Source organism: Thiobacillus denitrificans, assembly GCF_001530125.1.
Lineage (GTDB): Bacteria > Pseudomonadota > Gammaproteobacteria > Burkholderiales > Thiobacillaceae > Thiobacillus > Thiobacillus denitrificans_C.
On sequence record NZ_LDUG01000023.1, the window covers coordinates 1 to 20,430 of the forward strand.

The window sequence follows — 20,430 nt, forward strand, 5'->3', positions numbered from 1 at the left end:
GTGCGCGCGCCTGCCTTTGTCGCGCCTCGTTGCAGGCCCCGGCCTGCCCGCCTCGTTGCTTCGCCCTAAAGGGCTCCGATCCACTATGGGCTGAAGCCCATGTGGAATCGTATGCGGCAGACACACGCCCAGACGCACCATCGGGCGCGTTCAACTGCGGTTTCTAGGTTAAACCGAAGAGCGGCGCGTAATTGTCAGTTGAATTGACTATGGTGATAGGTCTACTGCATCTGTTGGGCATCTGCCCGGCAGCCCTTTCCTGTCCTGAAGGAGGAGCCCATGACCAGCCAAACCAGAACACGCCAATTGCCGGGAAGTGCGGCACTGTTTGCACTGCTTGTTGCCAGTCCGTTTGCCGTGGCTTTCGCACAGGACGCCCCGCTGGCACGCACGGCCGGGGACGCAGCGCTCAAGTGGGGCGGCTGCCCCGATTTCATGCCTAAGAGCTGTGAGATTGCGGTGCTTCACGGCGATCCCGCCAAAAACAATGCCGATGTCTTCTTCAAGGTGCCCGCGAATGCGGTGATTCCGCGCCACTGGCATACCTCGGCGGAACGCATGGTGCTGGTCGCCGGTGAGCTTCACGTGACCTATGACGGGCACGCGACCGCTGTGCTCAAGCCGGGAAGCTATGCGTACGGCCCTGCCAAGCTTTCGCACAAGGCGGAGTGTAGCGAGGCGGGCCCCTGCGTCCTGTTCATCGCATTCGAGTCGCCGGTGGATGCGGTTGCGAGCGACGCCCGGAAATAGCTGTAGGAGGCCGCCCCCGGGCCGAAGGTGTGGTGTGAGCGATGGTGCGTATTCGGGGCGAGGCGCCCCGCCTGCAGCCAAAGCAAAACGCCCCGCACAGGGCGGGGCGGGGCGTTTTGATGCGACGGGGGTGCTTGCTTAAATGCTCACACGCAGCCGGTCGGCTTCGGGGTGCCGGCGTAGCGGCCGGCCTGTTTGGCGGGGCCGAACGGGAACAGGTCGAACAGGAATTTCTTGTCGCCCCATTCCGGACCTAATTCTTCCTTCAGGCCTTTTTGCAGGAAGCGCAGGTTGGGCGCGGTGCCGTTCTGGGCGAAGAACTCGCGCATGTAGTGGATGATCTTCCAGTGGTTCTCACCCAGTTCAAGCTTGTCTTCCTTGGCCAGTTCGACGGCCAGTTCTTCGGACCAGTCTTCCAGATTAACCAGGTAGCCTTCGGGGTCGGTTTCGATCATTTTGCCGTTGATTTCGCGTTCCATGATGCGTGTCCTTGTGTTCAGTAAAAAATAACGATGCCGAACGATAGAATAACCGAGTAAATTAGTCAACCACTCGCGATGGGCAGGTGTGGACTTAGGCGACTGCCGGTTTCCAGTTATGGGTCTCGCCCTGGGCCTGTTTGATCCAGGCGTAGTAGGCGTCATACATCACCATGCCATGCCGCAGCATGACGTGATCGTCCGGGAACATGGCCGACAGGCCCAGTGATTGCGCCAGCAATCCGGCACATTGCGGCGCCAGGTCGAGCCGGGCGGTATCGGCGCCGCGCACGATGACGGCAAGTTGCAGCAAGGCCGGGTCGTTCAGCTTATTCAGGCGCAAAAAGGCATCAAAACTGCACAACTCGCCGACGTGGCCGTATTCCACGCCCGGGATGTCGTAGGGCGTGGCGCCGGTTTCTTTCGCCACCTGCAGCACCTGGCCGGCCGGCACATAAAGAAACTCGGCCGCCGGGTCGATGAAGCGCGCGATCAGCCAGGGGCAGGCGATGCGGTCGATCTTGGGCCGTGCACGGGTCACCCATTTCATGTTTCGTTCGACGGCTTAAAAACCGTCGGCCTCGGCTTCAAGGTAGGCCAGCGAGGCATTGCGCCCGGCCAGTTCGTCGAAATTGGCCAGCTTTTTCCAGGGCGCCGAATCGAAGCTGGTGATCGCCGTGGTGGCGTCGGTGCCCGCTTTCACCGCCTTGTCCATGTGCGACTTGAGCGCGTTCAGGTACCGATACGTCGGCTGCTCGAATCCACTCAAAGGCGCGACCTGGCCGTGGCCCGGGACGAACCGCCTGGCCTTGAGGCTGCGCAGGCCATCGTAGGCGGCGATCCACTGCGTGACGTGGCCGTCGGGGAGCACGGCAAGCAGGCGTCCGCTGTGCAGAATGTCGCCGGCGAACACGGTCTGGCCCGGCGCGACTTCGACCACCAGCGTTCCGCGCGTGTGGGCGCGCCCGAAATGCGTGACCTGCAGGCTGACGCCGCCCAGATCCAGCGAGATGGACTGGCTGGCCTCGATGAGGCGGCCGGGCAACTGGGGCGCTGCGATGGCGCCGTCTTTCAGGCCCAGCGTGCGGGCGACTGTGGCAGCGAAACTGGCGCCCTCGTTTTCCATGCGGGTGGCCGCTTCGCGCGAGGCGATGATTTCGGCCCCCGCCTTGCGAAACACGTCATTGCCCATGAAGCGATGCGGCTGGGAATTGGTGTTGATGACATAGCGCACCGGCAGCGGCGTGATTTCGCGGATGCGCAGCAGCATTTCTTCGGCCATCTCGGGCGAATAGCCGCTGTCGATCACCGCGACCGACTGCGTGCCCGCGACGAAGCCCAGGTTCATGCGGTAGCCCCGGTTTGCCTGGCTCGGCCCTTCATACGGCCCCACCCACACCCAGGTGTTGGGCGAAACCTTGACCGGCTTGGGCAGCCAGCCTGCCGCGTGAGCCGGCATTGCCACCAGCGCACACAGCGCCAGCCAGAATCCGAATCGTATTTTTTTCATGTCAACCTCCCGTTGTTTTGATTGATTATCTGGAGCTTATGCGTTGACGGGGTGCCCCCAAGGCCACAATGCGCCCACAGCGCATGGTCATTTTGCGGCCCGATCGCTGGTCATTTCGTGACGACTTTTCCGCCCGCCGCCTTGTACGCCTCGATGCCACCCTCGATGTAGCGCGCCTTCACGCCCGCGGCCTGCAGGCGGTCGACCACGCTGTTCGACACGCCGCCGCCGCGCACGCAGTAGATCATCACGTCGAGCGTGAGCGGGAGGGCGCCGATCCAGGCGTCGATCTTGTCCGGGTTTTTCCACATCGCGCCTGGAATGATCTCATTGGATGCGGCGAAGTCGGCTTCGCGCCGCACATCGAACACCAGGGTGGCGTCGGGGTTCACGTCGGCGGGCACGATGGTGCGCGGCAAGTCCGGGCATTTTTCGGTCGGCGTGCCGCAGCCGCAGCGTTTCAGGGGTTGGGTTCCGGGTTCCATACTGTCCTCATTTTACAAACGAATAAACCAGCCCGAGCAGGGCGCATACGCCGATCACCTTCATGATGTCGGCCTTGTATTTCCACAGGGCGATAAAGGCGGCGACGGCGATGATGACCGGAAACCAGTCGAAGATCCCGGCGAACGGCGCGTCTGCTGTGCCCTGCGGCCAGAAAGTGTGCCAGGCGAAGAATACCGCGAGGTTGAGGATGACGCCGACCACTGCCGCGGTGATGCCGGTGAGCGGCGCGGTGAAGCGGATCTCGCCGCGCGTGGCCTCGATCAGCGGACCGCCGACGAGAATGAACAGGAAGGACGGCAGGAAGGTGAAGAAGGTTGCCACCGCCGCGCCCGCAAGCCCCGCTGCCACCGGGTTGTCGAACACGCCCTTGGCGACGCCGCCGAGATAGCCGACCCAGGTGACGATCATGATCAGCGGACCCGGCGTGGCTTCGCCCAGCGCCAGGCCGTCCATCATCTGCGGGCCGGTCAGCCACTGGAAATGCTCGACCCCGCCCTGGTAGACATAGGGCAGCACAGCATACGCGCCGCCGATGGTGAGGAAGGCGGCCTTGGTGAAGAATTCGCCCATGTTGTAGAGGTCCGGCGTGCCCTGGATCGCCAGCATCGCCCCCAGCCAGATCAGCACGAAGGCAACGAGCTTGAGCGCCAGCTTGCGCCAGGAAAAGCGCGCATGGGCCGGCGGCGGGGTGTCGTCGTCGATGATGGCCGGGCCGTATTCCCTGGCGCTGGCGCCGTGGCCGCCGCCGCTCTTGAACTTGTGCGGCGCGAGCTTGCCGCCGATCGCGCCGAGCAGCCCCGCGGCCAGCACGATCCACGGAAACGCGATGTTGAAAACGAAGATGCCGATGAAGGCCAGCGCCGCCATCGTCCACAGCACCTGGTTCTTCAGCGCCCGGCTGCCGATGCGCCAGGCCGCGAACAGCACCACCGCCACCACCGCGGGGCGGATGCCGTAGAAGATGCCCTGCACCCACGGCAGGTTGCCATACGCGAGATACAAGCCGGCCAACAGCGACAGCAGCAGAAAGGACGGCAGGAAGAACAGCACGCCGGCGATGATGCCGCCCCGTATGCCGTGCATCAGCCAGCTGATGTAGATCGCCAGTTGGGTCGCCTCGGGGCCGGGCAGCAGCATGCAGTAGTTGAGCGCATGCAGATAACGGTGCTCGGAAATCCAGCGGCGTTTCTCCACCAGTTCCTGATGCATCATCGAAATCTGCCCGGCCGGGCCGCCGAAGCTGATGAAGCCGAGCTTGAGCCAGTATTTGAAGGATTCGCCCAGGGTGACGGGCGCGGGTGCAGTGGTGGGTACGGTGTCCAAGCGATACGCTCCAGATTAAGGATAAAAAAACCAGGCTTGGACGGGACACCGTCTTGCGGATGGGGAATCCTGACGCCGGGGGCTGGTGCCCCGACTGACGCGATTCTAGTGCAGGGGCGCGCAATCAGCCAAACGGGGTCTTGGCCGGGCCCTTCGGGGCGAGGGCGCCCCTCCTACACCCGCACGCTTTTGTAGGAGGGGCGCCCTCGCCCCGAATTTCGCACCGCCGCAACCGTCCCGGCTACTGCGCCGGCCCCAGCACGAATTCCTTGAATGCCTGCGCCACCGGCGACAGTCGCTTGTCGGCGCGGTGGACGATGTACCAGTGACGCAGGATGGGGAAGCCATCGACGTTCAGCACGGCCAGCCGCTTCAACGCCAGTTCCATCTCCAGCGTCTGCAGCGAGAGGATGCCCAGCCCCAGACCGGCCTGCACCGCCTGCTTGATCGCTTCATTGCTGCTCATTTCCATGCTGCTCTGGATTTCCAGCCCGCGGGCGGCGAAGAAACGCTCCATCGCGCCGCGGGTGCCGGAGCCGGTTTCGCGCACCAGGAAGGATTCGGTGGCCAGGCTTTCGACGGCAATGTTCCTCTGGCCAACCAGCGGATGGTCGGGCGGGGCGATCACCACCAGCGGGTTGTCCATGAAGCGGATGGCTTCCAGGCCCAGCCCGTCCGGCACCTGCCCCATGATGGCGAGGTCGATGCGGTTGCCGACCAGCTGGTCCAGCACCGCAGCACGGTTGGAGACGTCCAGATGAACCGTCACCCCGGGGTGCCTGCCGCGAAACCGGGCCAGGATATCGGTGGCGACGACATTCACGGTCGAGGTCGCGGCCAGATTGAGTTGGCCGCTATCGATGCTGCGCAGCTGCGCCAGGTTGGCCTGCATGTCGTCCAGTCGTGCGGTGATGGCCCGGCTGGCGTGCAGCACCTCACGCCCGGCCTCGGTGAGGAAGATTTTTTTCCCCAACTGTTCGGTGAGCCGCACCTCCAGGATGGTCTCGATCCCGCGCACCTGCATGGAGACGGCCGGCTGGGAGAGATGCAATTCCTCGGCAGCCCGGGAAAACGACAGGTGGCGGGCCACGGCTTCAAATACCCGGAATTGGCGGAGCGTCAGTCGGCGCATTGATGTATAAGCATAATGATATGGTTTTAATCATAACAATTTAATATTAATTATATAAGCCTGTGCGTATAGTTCACCCATGTCGTGTTCAGGGGCATTGCGCCTGAAGCCCTATTTACCCAGCAAGGAGTCATGCAATGGATCAATCCGCACGTTACGCCGACCTCTCCCTCAAGGAAGAAGACCTGATCAAGGGTGGCAAGCACATCCTCGTCGCCTACAAGATGAAGCCGAAGGCTGGCCACGGCTACCTGGAAGCGGCCGCTCACTTCGCCGCCGAGTCGTCCACCGGCACCAACGTTGAAGTCTCCACCACCGACGACTTCACCAAGGGCGTCGACGCGCTGGTCTACCTCATCGACGAAGCGACCGAAGACATGCGGATCGCGTATCCGCTCGAGTTGTTCGACCGCAACATGACCGACGGTCGCATGATGATCGTCTCTTTCCTGACGCTGGTGATCGGCAACAACCAGGGCATGGGCGACATCGAGCACGCCAAGATTCATGACTTCTACATGCCCGAGCGCGCGATCCAGCTGTTCGACGGCCCGGCCAAGGACATTTCCGACATGTGGCGCATTCTGGGCCGCCCGATCGTCAACGGCGGCTACATCGCCGGCACCATCATCAAGCCGAAGCTGGGCCTGCGCCCCGAGCCGTTCGCGGCCGCGGCCTACCAATTCTGGCTGGGCGGCGACTTCATCAAGAACGACGAACCCCAGGGCAACCAGGTGTTCTGCCCGGCCAAGAAGGTGTATCCGCTGGTGTACGACGCGATGAAGCGCGCCCAAGACGAAACCGGCCAGGCCAAGCTGTTCTCCGCCAACATCACCGCCGACGACCACTACGAGATGTGCGCCCGCGCCGATTTCATCCTGGAAGCGTTCGGACCTGACGCGGACAAGGTCGCCTTCCTGGTCGACGGTTTCGTTGGCGGCCCCGGCATGATCACCACCGCCCGCCGGCAGTACCCCAGCCAGTACCTGCACTACCACCGTGCTGGCCACGGCATGATCACCTCGCCTTCCGCCAAACGCGGCTACACCGCGTTCGTGCTGGGCAAGATCTCGCGTCTGCAGGGGGCTTCCGGCATCCACGTCGGCACCATGGGCTACGGCAAGATGGAAGGCGATGCTTCCGATAAAGTCATTTGCTACATGCTGGAGCGTGACGAGTGCCAGGGCCCGGTCTACTTCCAGAAATGGTACGGCATGAAGCCCACCACCTCGATCATCTCCGGCGGCATGAACGCGCTGCGTCTGCCCGGTTTCTTCGAGAACCTGGGTCACGGCAACGTGATCAACACCTCGGGTGGCGGCGCTTACGGCCACATCGACAGCCCCGCTGCTGGTGCAATCTCGCTGCGTCAGTCGTACGAGTGCTGGAAGTCGGGTGCCGACCCGATCGAATACGCGAAAGAGCACAAGGAATTCGCCCGCGCGTTCGAGTCCTTCCCCGGCGATGCCGACAAGCTCTACCCCGGCTGGCGTGAAAAGCTGGGCGTGCACAAGTAAGCACAACTCACATTGATGCATGAGAAACGCCTCCGGTTCACTGGAGGCGTTTTTCTTCCGGCACGAGGAAAAACCATGACGGACAAAGACCAGTACAAGGTTCAGCACGAACCCTTCTACCAGCAGCAGAAGAACGAAGTCGCGCTGTACGAGGCCGCCTACCGCAACCGCCTGCCGGTGATGGTGAAAGGCCCCACCGGCTGCGGCAAGTCGCGCTTCGTCGAGTACATGGCGTGGAAGCTCGGCAAGCCGCTGATCACCGTGGCCTGCAACGAGGACATGACCGCGTCCGACTTGGTCGGTCGTTATCTGCTGGAAGCCAACGGCACCCGCTGGCTCGACGGCCCGCTCACCGTTGCCGCGCGCATCGGCGCCATCTGCTATCTCGATGAAATCGTCGAGGCGCGGCAGGACACCACCGTGGTGATCCATCCGCTCACCGACCACCGTCGCGTGCTGCCGCTCGACAAAAAGGGCGAGTTGATCCACGCCCATCCCGATTTCCAGCTGGTGATCTCCTACAACCCCGGCTACCAGACGCTGATGAAGGACCTGAAGCAGTCGACCAAGCAGCGCTTCACCGCCTTCGATTTTGATTACCCGGCGGCCGCGCTGGAAACGCAGATCGTGGCGAAGGAAACCGGCATGGACGAAGCGATGGCCGCCAAGCTGGTGAAGATCGGCGGCGTCGCCCGCGGGCTGAAAGGGCACGGGCTGGACGAAGGCATCTCCACCCGTCTGCTGGTGTACGCCGCGACGCTGATCAAGGATGGCGTCGAGCCGCGCGACGCCTGCCGCATGGCGATGGTGCGTCCGATCACCGACGACGCCGACATTCGCGAGACGCTGGATCACGCCATCGATGCCACGTTTGCGTAAGCAACAACACCGCGTGTAGGTTGGGCTGACGCAGGAAGCCCAACATGACTGGCTTGCGCTGGGCTTCGTGCCTCAGCCCAGCCTACGGGAGATTGTCCGGACATGACCGAAACCGAATATCAGCATCCCCTGATGGCCGCCTACTGGAAGCAGCTCGACACCCGCTTTCCGCAGGTGGAAGCGGTGTTCGACGATCTGATGGCGGAAGCGCTGGCGGTGCTCACGCGCGAAGGCATCGACGCCTATCTCGAAGCGGGCCGCGTCATCGGCAAGCTGGGGCGGGGCGTCGAGCCGATGCTGGCGTTCATGGAAGAGTGGCCGTCCACCGCCAAGGCGATCGGCGAAGCGGCATTGCCGGCGGTGATGGCGCTGATCCAGCGCATGCAGAAGTCGCCCAACGGCCGCGCCATCGAGCCCTTCCTGCAAACCCTGGCGCCGGTGGCCCGCCGGCTGCATTCGCAGGCGCAGCTGCAGCGCTACCTCGATCTCACGCTGGATTTCAAGGCGCGCACCACCGGCTCCATCCACGGCCACCACACCACCTTCCCCAGCCCCGGCCTGCCGGATTTTCTCGCCCAGGCGCCGAACCTGCTCAACCAGTTGACGCTGTCCGGCCTGAAAAACTGGGTGGAATACGGCATTCGCAACTACGGCAACCACCCCGAGCGGCAGAAGGATTACTTCAGCCTGCAGTCGGCCGACAGCCGCGCCGTGCTGCAGCGCGAACGCCATGGAACATTATTGGTGGACGTCGAGCGCAAGCTCGATCTATACCTGCGCGGCCTGTGGCAGGACAGCGAACATCTGGTGCCGTACTCCACCGCGTTCGACGAACTGCGCAAGCCGATTCCCTATTACGACAAGCTTGGCATCCGGCTGCCGGACGTGTTTGACGACACGAACGGCGTCAGCGGTATCGACCGCTACCGCGCAGTGCTCGCCCACATCGTCGGCCACCGCCGCTGGTCCGAGGCGCAGATCGCCGACAACTGGAGCCCGTTCCAGCGCATGGCGGTGGAATTCTTCGAGGACTGCCGCGTCGACACGCTGCTGATCCGCGAATACCCCGGCCTGCGCCGGCTGTTCCTCGGGCTGCACCCGAAGCCGCTGGAAAACGCCTGCGATCCGGAGACCACCTCCTGCCTGCGCCACCGCATGGCGATGCTGTCGCGTGCACTGCTCGACCCGCATCACGGCTATGTCGATGTCGATCTCAACGATTTCGTCGCCCGCTTCCACGCCGTCATGGCGCCAAGCGAATCGGAACAGCGTGAATCCAGCACAACAGAAATCGCCGCGCTGGCGCTCTCCTACGTCGCCAAAACCCGCCTTCAGAGCGACCAGTTCGCCAAGGTGCACTTCGACGACACCGTCGTCGACTACCGCGACGACAACCGCCAGTTGTGGAAATTCATCGAGGCGGGCGACGAGGAGGAATCCTTCGACGAGACGCGCAAGGCCGAGCCGGATCAGGAAATCCGGGGCCTGCCGCCGCGCCATTACCATGAGTGGGATTACCGCAGCCAGACCTACCGTCCGGACTGGGTCAGCGTGTACGAGGCGCTGCATCCCCAGGGCAATGCGGCCGACATCGACCGCCTGCTCGCCAAGCACGATGCGCTGGCCAAGCGGCTGAAGCGGATGCTCGACCTGCTGAAGCCGCAGGACAAGGTGCGCATCCGCTATCAGGAAGAGGGCAGCGAGCTCGATCTCGACGTCGCGATCCGCTCGCTGATCGACTTCAAGGGCGGTGCCAACCCCGACCCGCGCATCAACATGAGCCACACGACCGCCGGCCGCGACATCTCGGTCATGTTGCTGCTGGACCTGTCGGAATCGCTCAACGAAAAAGCCGGCGGCTCCGACCAGACCATCCTCGAACTCAGCCAGGAAGCGGTTTCGCTGCTGGCCTGGGCGATCGAAAAACTCGGCGACCCGTTCGCCATTGCCGGCTTCCATTCCAACACTCGCCACGACGTGCGCTACCTGCACATCAAGGGCTACGGCGAAAATTTCAACGACGACGTCAAGGCGCGCCTGGCCGCGATGGAGGCGGGCTACTCGACCCGCATGGGCGCCGCGATGCGCCACGCTGCGCATTACCTCGGCGCGCGCCCGGCCGACAAGAAGCTCATGCTCATCCTCACCGACGGCATGCCGTCCGACGTCGATGCCCACGACGAACGCCTGCTGATCGAAGACGCCCGCCAGGCCGTCAAGGAGCTCGACCAGCAGGGCATCTTCCCCTACTGCATCAGCCTCGATCCCAAGGCCGACGAATACGTCGGCGACATCTTCGGCCGCCACTACACTGTCATCGATCGCATCGAGCGGCTGCCGGAGCGGCTGCCGCAATTGTTCATGGCGCTCACCAAATAAGCCGTCTTGGCCCTTCAGCATTACCCCGACATCCGCCAGCAAGTCGGGTTTCTGTTTGGGAGATTGATGGGAATGCGGCGGTCTCAAATCGACCCTGAGCGGAAATTCAGGCGGTTGGCGGAGAACGTCTCCTGTTCGGCCTTATGCAAAGCTTTACATAAGGCCGATGAAGAGACGGTCGCCGTTATCGGCATGAACTTCCGTCCCTGGCCGGTTTGAGGCTTTCATCAAAAAAACGTCGGCGGTATCTTCGGCCGCCAGTTCATCGGTCATCGATCACATCGAGCGGCTGCCGCAATTGTTCATGGCGCTCAACAAATAATCCGGGTTGGACAGGTAGTGTTGTTCCAACCCGTCGACATTAGTGGCCGGGATTATGGTGGACGGCGACCTCACCTCGCCGGTACCCGTCCAGGCCGCGCGCACCATGGGCGCGGACTTCGACATCGCCGTTGACGTCTCCAACGTGGCCCGCCGGAACAAGCTCACCGGCACCGTGGATGTGCTGCAGACCTTTGCCATCATGGGTTTCGCGGGCCGGCACCGGACCATCCTGGAGGGCGAGAGGGCCGCCTCCATCATGCCGGAGCTGAAGGCCAAACTCGCCAAGGCGCGGGCGCGCTAAAGGCGGGTGCAAGCAGAGGGATCAGCGTCGGATTTTTTCATCGACGGCATCATGCTCACGCCTGCCAAACCCCGTACCCTGCTTCACGGTAATCAATCGCCAACTCCACTTCCAGGTCGCGCGCGCCGTCATAGGACATCGGGTTATACAGTTCGTACAGTTCAGGCAACAAGCGCAGGCCGAATTGTTTGACGAATCGATTGGACTGGATGCCTGCCTTGTGTTTGTCGAAGCGCACGTCGGGATCCAGTCCTGTCATGCCGACGTAAACACATGGCTTGCCCGTGATGTAACCGGGGTTGGCTTTCTTGAATCGGCCTTCGTATAGAACGTCTTTCGACAGTTCGATCACATAGACATGATAGTGATTTCGGCGTCCCATCGCACGCGGCTTACGTGCCTGAAGCGCCAGCCTCACGGAAGGTGCTTTTGCCGTCCCGTTTCGCCGCGTAAAGCGCCGCGTCTGCTTTCTTCAGCAACTCATCCAGCGTTTCTCCGCCAGCGCAGCACATGGCAATCCCCACCGACGCCCCGATGTGTGCGGTGCCCCCTGCGGCAAGCGGGATGGGCTGGCTCAGGCTTTCCACCACGCGGCCTGCGACCTCACGCGCCGCCGCTGCATCGTCGACCTGCCCCAGCACGATGACAAACTCGTCGCCGCCGAAACGGGCGATCACATCCGACTCGCGGAGCAGTTGCTTCATCCGTTCCGCCGCCGTCACCAAAACCGCGTCGCCCGTAGCGTGCCCATAACGGTCGTTCACCGCCTTGAAGTCGTCCAGATCGATGGCCAGGACCGCCATCTGCGTCCGCGAGCGCTTCGCGCCGGCGATCAAGTGCTTTTCGTTTTCGTTGAGGAAGCGCCGATTGGCCAGTCCCGTCAGCGGATCGCGAAGACTGAGTTGCCGGATCGTCTGCTCGGCGTGGATACCTGCCCTGATCAGGCGACCGGTTTCCCGGTACAGCCCGAGGAGCGCCAATCCCGTCCACAGCCCGGCCATTCCCAGTAGCGCCGACGACCAGTTCTGGTCGTGGATTCGCGCCGTTTCGCGCGTTTCCAGCTGGCGCAGCTCTTCCCGTCCGGTCTCGATCAGAATGCGGTGGATCTGCTCGATGGCAGACTTGTCGAACCCCGCAAGCTCCCGTTCAGGCGGCGTGGCATCGCCACCCGCCGCTGCGCGTTGCTGGAGCGCGCCAAATCCAGTCTCCAATGCCGATTGCAGTGACGGCAGCGGCGCCAGGCGAGCAGCCCGGGCGCCGTCAGCACCGATCAAGGCGATCAGTCGCTCGGCACTGGGACAGCGCGATTGGCGACAGATCAGGCTGGGGTCAAGATCGGCGGGATCGTTCGACTCGGCGTATTTGCGAACCGCGGTGTCGAGGTTGAGCAGGTAGGTGCGCAGCGCGTCGATGTACGCAATGACCTGCTGCGTGTGCGCCACCGAGCGAACGGCCTCTTCCGAGCGCTGGTACTGGTAGAGAATCATGGAGATCAGCACCATGATGATGAGCGCGAAGATCAGCGCACCCTTGCGGAGCACGCGCTTGAAGCCGGCAAAGACAGATCCATCATTTTCGGTTTGCATGGTGGCGTGGCAGAGGAAAAAACGAAGACAACGGGCTGAATACTAAAGGCATTTGCACCAAAGCAGCGCGCCTCACGGCATTCTGGGAGCGTCGTTGGGCAACAGCTGAACCCAAACGACCGGCCCATCCCCTCGCCTCATCTTCAGGAAAACTGAACCAGATCCCCGTCCCGATCGTAGGCCAAATACTTGGAGATCGTGCCATTCTGGATCGAATTGACCATCGTCTTTAAGTGCGCCTGCGCTTCTTCGGTACTTGGCATGACACCCGCGCGCCCTGCCAGGCAGGCGACAAACACGATTTTCCAATCCTGTCCCATCTGGCGTGACTCCTCGACCAGATCGGAAAAATCACCCAGCTCATCCAATGCCTTGTCGGTACACATTTGGGGGGTTAATACGCCCCCCGTCCCGGCATGAAAACCTTGATTCTGGGCTGCGGTATGGCCTTCAGGCAGTTCGGGTTGAGTGAAAACGAAAAGAAGCCGCTGCGGTTCGGGTTGCTGCCTGGCGGTTGTTAGCAGATCTGCGTAATTTGAGATGTTCATGCGGTTTGACCTTAAAGAGAGGAAATCCAACGGGCTTCCTGAAAGTATCACTAACCCGGGCTGGAGGGCCACCGCCCAAAGGGGGAACGCCCGCGCCACAGCGCCACCGCGCCGGACGGCAGCCTGTGGGTCACCCTTTACGGCTACAACAAACTCGTGCAGGTGGAGCCGGCTGCCCGCCGCATGGTGCGCGAAGTGGCCTTGTCCGCCGGTCCGGAGGGCGGCGCCTACGCAGTGACCGTCGACGGCGCCGGCATCGTGTGGGCCAACGAAATCCGCAGCGACACCGTGGTGCGCATCGACCCCAAGAGCAATGTGCAGCGGCCGTTGTGGTTGCCCATGTACCAGAGCTGGCCCTGGGCAGCCACAACGGCCGGCTGGGCCGGGTGCACTAGAGTGGAATGCCGGGAACCGCGATGCCCAAACTGAGCGAATACGTCGAGATGGCTGCAAATGAATATTTGCAGGAAACCGGACAGGACGAACTGGATGCACGCTGGGTTGCCGAGTTTTTTCAGGACGGCGGCGTGCAGGATGATTACCCGCGGCAGGATCTGGTTGCGTTTAGCGCCATGGTGCTAAACGCGCTGACCAAAAAATCCGAGCGGGCGGGCAAACAAACGCGCTTCCAGCTGGACAAGATCGTGCACTTCGTCAGGCAGCTGCGCAAACCGTAAGAACCCGCGTCATCGACCACACCATCCCGGCCAGCGCAAAAAAGAAGCCCCGCGGTGGCGTGGGATCGCCGGCCCCGCTCCTTACTCCTTACGTGCGCTGGCGGCGGCTCCAGCCCAGTCCGGCGACTCCGAGCCCGATCAGGGCGAGGGTCGCGGGTTCGGGAACGGCGGCGAGAAGCCCGCGAATTTCCCCAGCGGGAAACACGGCGGTGTGGATGTTGAAATAGGCGAGCTGGTCGTCGAATTCCGCGATCAGCGCGGCCTCGGCGCCTGCCACGGTGCCTCCGCCAAAGTTGGTGACGAAAGCTGCGGTATAGCTCGCGGGATTCGTGAGGTCGATCAGGACGTCATAGCTGCCCGCGGTCACGCCTATCGGGAAGCCGGGGAGGGTGCCAGGGGTAACGGCCACACCAACCGCGACATCCTCGTTCGGCAGCGCCGTACAGCAGTGGATGTGGGCGAAAGGCGCGCTGTCGCCGCGCCTGGACGAAGACGGACTGCCTTCCCGGGGATTCGCTTTGTACGGGCATTGGCGCGGCAACGGCCCTCGATGCGCATGCTTGTCCACTAACGGTGCTTCGATCCTGGTTAATGACCTGCGTCGGTGCCTTGGCTAAAGTGCCATCGCACCGCCACCTACAACTAAAGTTGTATTTCAATTTTAAAACAGATGTCCTAAGCTGATTTCAGCTACTCCGAGCATGATGGGCGAACGGCTTCGACGGACCCCATTTGCTATTGTGCGGACTTAATCAGGAGAAGACCATGGCAACGGCGAAAAATAAGCTGGACAGAGTATTGGACGACGCTCACGAGTTGGAAGGCTTTCTTCATGCCCTGCTACCGGCCTTGGACGAGCAGAAGCTGCGCCAGGGCGACGACGTGCTCCGCTACGCAAAGAAACTCAAGCTCAAGATTCCCGAGTCGCTCCGTGGAGAAGAGGTCACCTGGGAGGCCGAACATTCTGAGGCGCCTCGCAAACGCGGTAATGAATCCTTGGTGTTCGTGCGGCCGGGCCAGGCCGACGCAGTCGGACTTGTCATTAAATGCGTCAGGATCGGGAAGTGGATATTCTGCCTTGAATGCGGGTTTTTTTATTGTCGGATTGTGGCCACTCGAAGATTCTGAGTTACGGGTAAGCGTTTAGGCACCCCGCGTTCTGATAGGGACTCGCGCGAAGTTACCCTGGCAGGCGGTTCGGTTCGCTCCTTGGTGCCGACCCGCAGCCCGGAATGTTAAGAAGGAACCGATGTCATGGCTCGCCCACTGATGCGCTGGTTGATCAACCTGAACCCCCTGAACTGTCACGACGAGGGGGATGGGATCGGGGATGCCGAGCCCTACCTCTGGACAATCTTCTTCAAGTGCGATGGCGCTTCCCTGATGGTCTCTGATGCCGGGAAGATCGAGGGCTCAGCGGTGATCTTCCCCACCCCGGGGAGTCATGGCAACCTGAACCGTGATGACGTGGATGCCGGCGATACCGTCTTCATCCCGTCCGTACTGGGGTCGTTCAGCGATTCCGTGATGCCGATCCCGGTGGCGCCCGCCATCCAGCCTTTGCTTGGGCAGGAGGATCTCCCCGGCTTCTTCGGCGTCGTTGTTGTTCTCATGGAGGAAGACAACGTAACCGACAACGGTGCAGAAGCCGGCCACCAGGCGCTGAACGCGGCAGTTCAGAGTGCAATTGACAAAGTTCTTCAGAGCCTGGGGGCTGGCCATACCGTCATCACCCCGGAGGACATCGCAAGCGTCACGGAAGGCATCGACGGCGCGGTCTCCGATGCCATCAGCGAGGCGCAGGGCGTCTTCGCGAACATTTGGTCATGGCTCAATGCCGACGATCAGATAGGGAACCAGGTCTTCGTGTTCAACCAGGACCAGTTCGTCACGCCCGACCATCCTGACCAGAGGGTGGGCACGCTTGGTTTCTCGCAGCGTTGGCGAAACCATGGGGATTGGGAGATTCATGGCGCCATGGCCCTCACCGAGCCCTGCCTCGCAATCTCGACGGCATCCGTCCTGGCGGGAAAGGGAAGCAAATCAGATTACCTGGGCGGGCGTCCGGAGAAATTCAGTCGGCAGCTTTCAGCCATGCGCGCCTTCCGGGACCGCTACTTTCACCGGTACGAAGGGCTGCAGGGCTGGTGGAAGCTCGCCGCCCGAAACACCCCGCAAGTGGCTTACCTCACGATGCGGGATCCTCAGATGAGGAAATCGGTTGGGGTTGTGTTCAAGGGCATTGGGGGCATTCTCGAGGACCTCGACGCCCCGCTGCCGAAGGATTTTCTCGACCATGCGCAGCGTGCGACCAAGCTTGCGAGGAAGTCTACCTTTCGCAGGCTTCGCCTGGACGCCAGCAGGGCAGAAGTAGTCCTGCGAAAGCTGAAGCCACGTTCAACCGGGCAAGACGCGCTAAAATTGTTTGCAAAGCATTCACCCGCACGCTACCCGAAGCAAAAAGGGAACCGGGGTAGCTGACGATGCGGAAATGTCTGCCCCCGCCAGTCATTGTATGAAATTCAGAAAGGTTCGAACAAGGTGCGCTGATGCCCAACAACGCGCTGCACCCGACCGTTCGGGCCCCGCTTCGCTGCGGCAATTATCCCGGCAGGCTCTTGGTCGCACTCAGCCAGACGCCCCACTCCGATCGTCTATTTTTTTGCCTTGAGCAGCGGGCGCAGGGTAAAAACGGGGCAGTTCAGTCTGACCTCATTTTTGGTGTCCCCTTTTTGCTTGTGTTCTGACTGCCAAAGCAGGGCCCGCCATTAGCCTGCCTCGCCGGCGGCAACTGTAAAACGGTTCGACAGCGGGGTTGATGAGGCGAAAGGCGCGCTGTCGCCGCGCCATATTTCATTTCCACTGCTTCGGGAATAAATCCTGCCCCGCTCTGTTTACTCTCATGACAAAATACTGTTCGTTTAAGCAAAATTCCGTTCGTCCTGAGCCTGTCGAAGGGCTCTTGGTGAGTAGCTGGTGGTTCGACAAGCTCACCACGAAGGTTAACCGAACAGCATTGTCTCATGACAAGGAGATTCACGTGCGATGGCGTGTGGGCCGTCCCACCCACGCCGTTCGTCTGTGACAAGTCAGCCCATCAGCTGATGGGCTATAAACACATTTCCAACATGCCGAGCGTGGATTTCGGGGTGAGCAGATCCTGAAGACCACTGCTTGATAGGCGCAATTTTCGTCGGCTGACTAGAGGAGAACCGCATGCAATTTACCCGCAGAGACGTACTTAAACTGACCGCCCTGGGGGCCCTGAGCAGTGTGGCCGGCATGCGTCCGGCAATGGCGGCCTCGCCGATGCGCAGCGCCGACGCCGGCATGGACCGCGTGTTCATCTGCAACGAGGATTCCAACACCCTCACGGTCATCAACCCTTACAGCAATACGGTGGACTCCACCGTCAACCTCACCAGCTTCGACGAAGACCCGCGCCCGCCCTTCCGTTTCGTCACCGGCGGCGTGGTGCCCACCCACGTGGCGATGATCCACAAGCCCCTGTATCACGGCGCCATCTCCATCCACGGCGCGGCGCCGTCGCCCGACTCCGGGCTCATCGCCACCACCGGACGGGGCAGCAGCAACGTCTATCTCATCGATACCCGCACCCGATCGGTGCTGGGCAACACCGCCAACCCCCAGGCCAGCGCCGAGACGAACGCCCAGCGCGTGTCCAGCGGCATTCTGATCGGGCGTGAGCCGCACGAACCCACCTTCACCCGCAACGGCAAGGAGTTATGGGTCACGCTGCGCGGCGAGGATCGCATCGTCATTCTCGACGTGGCGCGCGCGCTCAAGCAGGTCGGCGGCAAGGACGCCGGCGCGGTGCGCCAGTACATCGACACGCTCAACGGCCCCGCCCAGGTGTGGTTCAGCACCGACGGCAAACTGGCCTTCGTCATCTCGCAAAAGCTGTCGAAGGTCGACGTGTTCCACGTCAACCCAGACCGTCAGGGCTACAGCCGGCCGCAACGCAAAACGACCCTCGACCTCAAGGCCCAGGATCCCTTCGGCTTCACGCCGTTTCAAAAGACCACGCCGGACGGCAAGGAGGTGTGGTTCTCCCACAAGCTGGCCGACAGCGTTTCGGCATGGGAGACATCGGGTGATCATCGCCTGCTCAGTCACGTCAAACTGGGCGACAAGGCGCGGCCCAACCACGTGGAGTTCGTCGAGAACGCCAAAGGCCGCGCGGTCTATACCAGCCTCGCACGCGTGGACGACGGCGGGCCCGGCGGCGTCGCCTCCAGCCAGATCGCCATCATCGACCGTGGCGCGGCCGCGGGCAGCCGGCAGGTGGTGGGCAACTTTTTCACCCACGGCCGCGAATCCCACGGCCTGTGGACCAACCCCGAAGGCACGCGGCTCTATGTCGCCCACGAACAGGACGAACTGCCGGGCACGCCGGCCGAAGGTCAGACCGTGTGCAGCGTGTTCGACGTCACCGATCCGCTCAAGCCCGGCTTCATCGCGCAAATCCCCTTGGGCAACCTGGATCTGCCTTCAGGAAAACTGCGCAACAAGAAAAGCATCAACCTGGTCTACGTGCGTCCCGGCGCGCGCAGCCAGGCTGGCTGAGGCGCGGGTCGTGCGACGCCTGGCCTGCATCGCGGCACTCGCGCTGGCGCTGCCGGCGAGCGCCTTGTCTGAAAACGGCGTGGCGGAAAACAGCGCGGCGGATCACGCTCACCCCGGCACGGCCACGCGAGGGGATGAAGCGGTGCGCTACCCGGTGCAGTTCCAGCGCTTCATCAGCGAGATGGATCGGGACATGCAGAAGATGATGGCCGACATGCATCGCCCCGGTTACACCGGCAACGCCGACGTGGATTTCCTCGCCATGATGATCCCGCACCACCAGGGTGCGGTGGACATGGCGCGCCTGATGTTGATCCACGGCAGGGATCCCCTGACGCGAAAGTTGGCCGAGGAGATCCTCGCCTCCCAAACCACCGAGATCGCCGCCATGCGGGCGCGCCTGGAAATCCTGCGGCGCGCGCCGGACGCCGACCCGGGCGCGTTTCCAGCCTTGAGTGGCACGCGCGGGGTGCGCGATTGATTCGGCTGTCGATGCCTGCTAACACCTGGCCTGGTTTGTTTGGCAGTTAAACCGGGTTTCTGTTCGGGCGGGACACGCCCACCGATTTATTGATCCGTAAAGATCGAACTTCTCGATGCGCTCGGCTTCCGCATCCGTCACCCGGCCTGCGACCGGGTGCTGATGAGGCCTGAGCAACCGCATCGGGGTGCGTCAGTCGTACTTGCAGTCGTCCAGATGCGCCCGCCATTGGGTGAGCAGGGTCGCCCGGGCCGCTGCGTCGCCGCTGATCGCGGCCAGCAGTTCGGGGCCTGCACGCAGCTCCACGCGCTGCCAGCCCGAGCCGGTGGCGCATTCCACGATCACAGCCCACTTCCCCTCCCGGGGTTCGACGGCATGGAGGTGGGCGGAAAGCCGCATGCCGTCGAGGAGGGTGCTCACGGCAGCGTGGGCCCGTGCCAGGTCGGCTTCGCTGGGTTCTGTCATGACTCAGTCGTCGAACCGGTGCAACAGCGCGTGCCCGCTGCAAGAAGAATGTTCCATATTGCCCCCACAAAATAATGGCTGGAAAATTCATCATAGTGCCTGGATGAGCATGTCGCTTCCTTGTGTCACCCCGGCCCGCTGTGGCCACGCCACCCCGACCGCCGGAAAATGGCGACGAAAATGGGTGGTTACGTCAAACCAGATCGCCGGGTGATATCGGCACGTCGCTGAAGTTCAGGCGGATTGCGACGAACGTCTCATGTTCGGCCATTCTGAAAATGCCGTCTAACATTGAAGTCAACAGGTCGCCAAAGAAGCTGCGCTTCCCGGCGCTCATTAGCTTGTACATTCGACATCGCTGGAAACAAAAGGGTGCGCGTCGCGTGAGTCACAACATCGCTACTGACAGGTGTTCCAGGCACGTTCCCTGCGCGGGGACCGCCCTCTCCACGCCTGCAGTGATCGCCCACCGCGGCGCCGCTTATGATGCGCCGGAAAACACCCTCACCGCATTCAACCTGGCCTGGCAACAGGGCGTCGACGGTATCGAGGGAGATTTTCATCTCACCCGTGATGGGAAAATCGTCTGTATCCATGACGCCGACACCAAGCGGACAGCCGGTCAGGCCAGGAAGGTCGCAGAAGCGACGCTCGCTGAACTTCGTCAGCTTGATGTCGGTTCCTGGAAAGGAGCGCAATGGCGCGGCGCCCGAATCCCTACCCTTGATGAAGTCCTTGCCACCGTGCCTGAAGGGAAGCAGGTGTTCATCGAGATCAAATGTGGTCCGGAGATCCTGCCCGCCCTGAAAGGGGCGCTTGCCGGGTCCAGGTTGCCGTCCGGGCAGGCCATCGTGATGTCCTTTGATGCCAATGTCATTGCCGAAGCGAAGCGACTGCTGCCTCAGCGCAAAGCACTTTGGTTGACGGATTTCAAGGCCGACCAGAAAACCGGCGTGCGGCCGTCAGCAACAGAAATTCTGCAAAC

Annotated in this window: 24 protein-coding genes; 12 read left to right on the forward strand and 12 right to left on the reverse strand. The window is 62.3% G+C overall.

Annotation, left to right across the window (positions count from 1 at the left end; all coding sequences use genetic code 11):
- Positions 1 to 279 precede the first annotated feature (279 nt).
- Positions 280 to 750, forward strand: coding sequence for a cupin domain-containing protein (locus ABW22_RS09290; protein WP_059755347.1), 471 nt, complete (start codon positions 280 to 282; stop codon positions 748 to 750).
- Between the two features lie 146 nt (positions 751 to 896).
- Here ABW22_RS09290 and ABW22_RS09295 read toward each other — a convergent pair whose 3' ends face one another.
- The 6 genes from ABW22_RS09295 to ABW22_RS09320 all read right to left on the reverse strand — a co-directional run bounded on the left by ABW22_RS09295 (position 897) and on the right by ABW22_RS09320 (position 5,701).
- Positions 897 to 1,229, reverse strand: coding sequence for a TusE/DsrC/DsvC family sulfur relay protein (locus tag ABW22_RS09295; RefSeq protein WP_059755351.1), 333 nt, complete (start codon positions 1,227 to 1,229; stop codon positions 897 to 899).
- A gap of 94 nt (positions 1,230 to 1,323) precedes the next feature.
- Positions 1,324 to 1,779 (reverse strand): chromate resistance protein ChrB domain-containing protein, encoded by a 456-nt coding sequence (locus tag ABW22_RS09300; RefSeq protein ID WP_059755354.1) that lies wholly within the window; start codon positions 1,777 to 1,779, stop codon positions 1,324 to 1,326.
- 15 nt (positions 1,780 to 1,794) lie between these two features.
- Positions 1,795 to 2,739, reverse strand: coding sequence for an MBL fold metallo-hydrolase (locus ABW22_RS09305; protein ID WP_059755359.1), 945 nt, complete (start codon positions 2,737 to 2,739; stop codon positions 1,795 to 1,797).
- Between the two features lie 110 nt (positions 2,740 to 2,849).
- On the reverse strand, positions 2,850 to 3,224 hold the full coding sequence (locus ABW22_RS09310) for a rhodanese-like domain-containing protein (protein WP_059755362.1): 375 nt from the start codon (positions 3,222 to 3,224) through the stop codon (positions 2,850 to 2,852).
- A gap of 7 nt (positions 3,225 to 3,231) precedes the next feature.
- Positions 3,232 to 4,569, reverse strand: coding sequence for a chromate efflux transporter (gene chrA / locus ABW22_RS09315; RefSeq protein WP_059755364.1), 1,338 nt, complete (start codon positions 4,567 to 4,569; stop codon positions 3,232 to 3,234).
- Positions 4,570 to 4,810: 241 nt separating this feature from the next.
- Positions 4,811 to 5,701, reverse strand: a complete 891-nt coding sequence (locus ABW22_RS09320) for a LysR family transcriptional regulator (protein WP_059755369.1) — start codon at positions 5,699 to 5,701, stop codon at positions 4,811 to 4,813.
- A gap of 137 nt (positions 5,702 to 5,838) precedes the next feature.
- On the opposite strand from ABW22_RS09320, the gene ABW22_RS09325 reads away from it, so the two are divergent.
- The 4 genes from ABW22_RS09325 (at position 5,839) to ABW22_RS09340 (ending at position 11,101) form a co-directional block, all read left to right on the forward strand.
- Entirely contained in the window at positions 5,839 to 7,218 is a 1,380-nt protein-coding gene (locus tag ABW22_RS09325) for a ribulose-bisphosphate carboxylase (RefSeq protein WP_059755372.1), read from the forward strand.
- Positions 7,219 to 7,293: 75 nt separating this feature from the next.
- Positions 7,294 to 8,097, forward strand: coding sequence for a CbbQ/NirQ/NorQ/GpvN family protein (locus tag ABW22_RS09330; RefSeq protein WP_059755376.1), 804 nt, complete (start codon positions 7,294 to 7,296; stop codon positions 8,095 to 8,097).
- Between the two features lie 102 nt (positions 8,098 to 8,199).
- Positions 8,200 to 10,476, forward strand: coding sequence for a nitric oxide reductase activation protein NorD (locus tag ABW22_RS09335; RefSeq protein WP_059755379.1), 2,277 nt, complete (start codon positions 8,200 to 8,202; stop codon positions 10,474 to 10,476).
- A gap of 376 nt (positions 10,477 to 10,852) precedes the next feature.
- Entirely contained in the window at positions 10,853 to 11,101 is a 249-nt protein-coding gene (locus ABW22_RS09340; protein WP_059755381.1) for a hypothetical protein, read from the forward strand.
- 55 nt (positions 11,102 to 11,156) lie between these two features.
- On the opposite strand, the gene ABW22_RS09345 is transcribed toward ABW22_RS09340, so the two are convergent.
- The 3 genes from ABW22_RS09345 to ABW22_RS09355 all read right to left on the reverse strand — a co-directional run bounded on the left by ABW22_RS09345 (position 11,157) and on the right by ABW22_RS09355 (position 13,235).
- The gene (locus ABW22_RS09345; RefSeq protein WP_059755384.1) at positions 11,157 to 11,483 is read right to left on the reverse strand and encodes a hypothetical protein; all 327 of its coding nucleotides are present in this window, start codon (positions 11,481 to 11,483) and stop codon (positions 11,157 to 11,159) included.
- A gap of 10 nt (positions 11,484 to 11,493) precedes the next feature.
- Positions 11,494 to 12,687: a sensor domain-containing diguanylate cyclase gene (locus ABW22_RS09350; RefSeq protein WP_059755386.1), complete on the reverse strand. Its 1,194-nt coding sequence runs from the start codon at positions 12,685 to 12,687 to the stop codon at positions 11,494 to 11,496.
- Positions 12,688 to 12,830: 143 nt separating this feature from the next.
- A complete protein-coding gene (locus tag ABW22_RS09355; RefSeq protein WP_059755389.1) occupies positions 12,831 to 13,235 on the reverse strand; it encodes a hypothetical protein in 405 nt (134 codons plus the stop codon).
- A 162-nt stretch (positions 13,236 to 13,397) separates the two neighbouring features.
- Here ABW22_RS09355 and ABW22_RS09360 point away from each other — a divergent pair, with 162 nt between their 5' ends.
- Positions 13,398 to 13,664 carry a hypothetical protein gene (locus ABW22_RS09360; RefSeq protein ID WP_162264481.1) on the forward strand — a complete coding sequence of 89 codons (267 nt, stop codon included), beginning with the start codon at positions 13,398 to 13,400 and terminating at the stop codon, positions 13,662 to 13,664.
- A complete protein-coding gene (locus ABW22_RS09365) occupies positions 13,652 to 13,912 on the forward strand; it encodes a hypothetical protein (protein ID WP_059755395.1) in 261 nt (86 codons plus the stop codon). The genes ABW22_RS09360 and ABW22_RS09365 overlap by 13 nt, the downstream gene beginning before the upstream one ends.
- A gap of 88 nt (positions 13,913 to 14,000) precedes the next feature.
- Here the strand turns inward: ABW22_RS09365 and ABW22_RS16770 are convergent, their stop codons facing one another.
- Positions 14,001 to 14,480 carry a PEP-CTERM sorting domain-containing protein gene (locus ABW22_RS16770; RefSeq protein WP_202813934.1) on the reverse strand — a complete coding sequence of 160 codons (480 nt, stop codon included), beginning with the start codon at positions 14,478 to 14,480 and terminating at the stop codon, positions 14,001 to 14,003.
- A gap of 197 nt (positions 14,481 to 14,677) precedes the next feature.
- Here ABW22_RS16770 and ABW22_RS09375 point away from each other — a divergent pair, with 197 nt between their 5' ends.
- The 4 genes from ABW22_RS09375 to ABW22_RS18020 all read left to right on the forward strand — a co-directional run bounded on the left by ABW22_RS09375 (position 14,678) and on the right by ABW22_RS18020 (position 18,980).
- The gene (locus tag ABW22_RS09375) at positions 14,678 to 15,040 is read left to right on the forward strand and encodes a hypothetical protein (RefSeq protein ID WP_157648593.1); all 363 of its coding nucleotides are present in this window, start codon (positions 14,678 to 14,680) and stop codon (positions 15,038 to 15,040) included.
- Positions 15,041 to 15,166: 126 nt separating this feature from the next.
- Entirely contained in the window at positions 15,167 to 16,393 is a 1,227-nt protein-coding gene (locus ABW22_RS09380; protein ID WP_059755402.1) for a hypothetical protein, read from the forward strand.
- 735 nt (positions 16,394 to 17,128) lie between these two features.
- Positions 17,129 to 18,499 carry a beta-propeller fold lactonase family protein gene (locus ABW22_RS09390; RefSeq protein ID WP_059755407.1) on the forward strand — a complete coding sequence of 457 codons (1,371 nt, stop codon included), beginning with the start codon at positions 17,129 to 17,131 and terminating at the stop codon, positions 18,497 to 18,499.
- A gap of 10 nt (positions 18,500 to 18,509) precedes the next feature.
- Positions 18,510 to 18,980, forward strand: a complete 471-nt coding sequence (locus tag ABW22_RS18020) for a DUF305 domain-containing protein (RefSeq protein WP_237763289.1) — start codon at positions 18,510 to 18,512, stop codon at positions 18,978 to 18,980.
- Between the two features lie 192 nt (positions 18,981 to 19,172).
- Here the strand turns inward: ABW22_RS18020 and ABW22_RS09400 are convergent, their stop codons facing one another.
- The gene (locus ABW22_RS09400; RefSeq protein WP_059755410.1) at positions 19,173 to 19,445 is read right to left on the reverse strand and encodes a hypothetical protein; all 273 of its coding nucleotides are present in this window, start codon (positions 19,443 to 19,445) and stop codon (positions 19,173 to 19,175) included.
- Between the two features lie 193 nt (positions 19,446 to 19,638).
- Positions 19,639 to 19,782, reverse strand: coding sequence for a hypothetical protein (locus ABW22_RS17625; RefSeq protein ID WP_162264482.1), 144 nt, complete (start codon positions 19,780 to 19,782; stop codon positions 19,639 to 19,641).
- A 121-nt stretch (positions 19,783 to 19,903) separates the two neighbouring features.
- Here ABW22_RS17625 and ABW22_RS17630 point away from each other — a divergent pair.
- The coding region (locus ABW22_RS17630; RefSeq protein WP_269083910.1) for a glycerophosphodiester phosphodiesterase family protein at positions 19,904 to 20,430 on the forward strand (527 nt) is incomplete at its 3' end.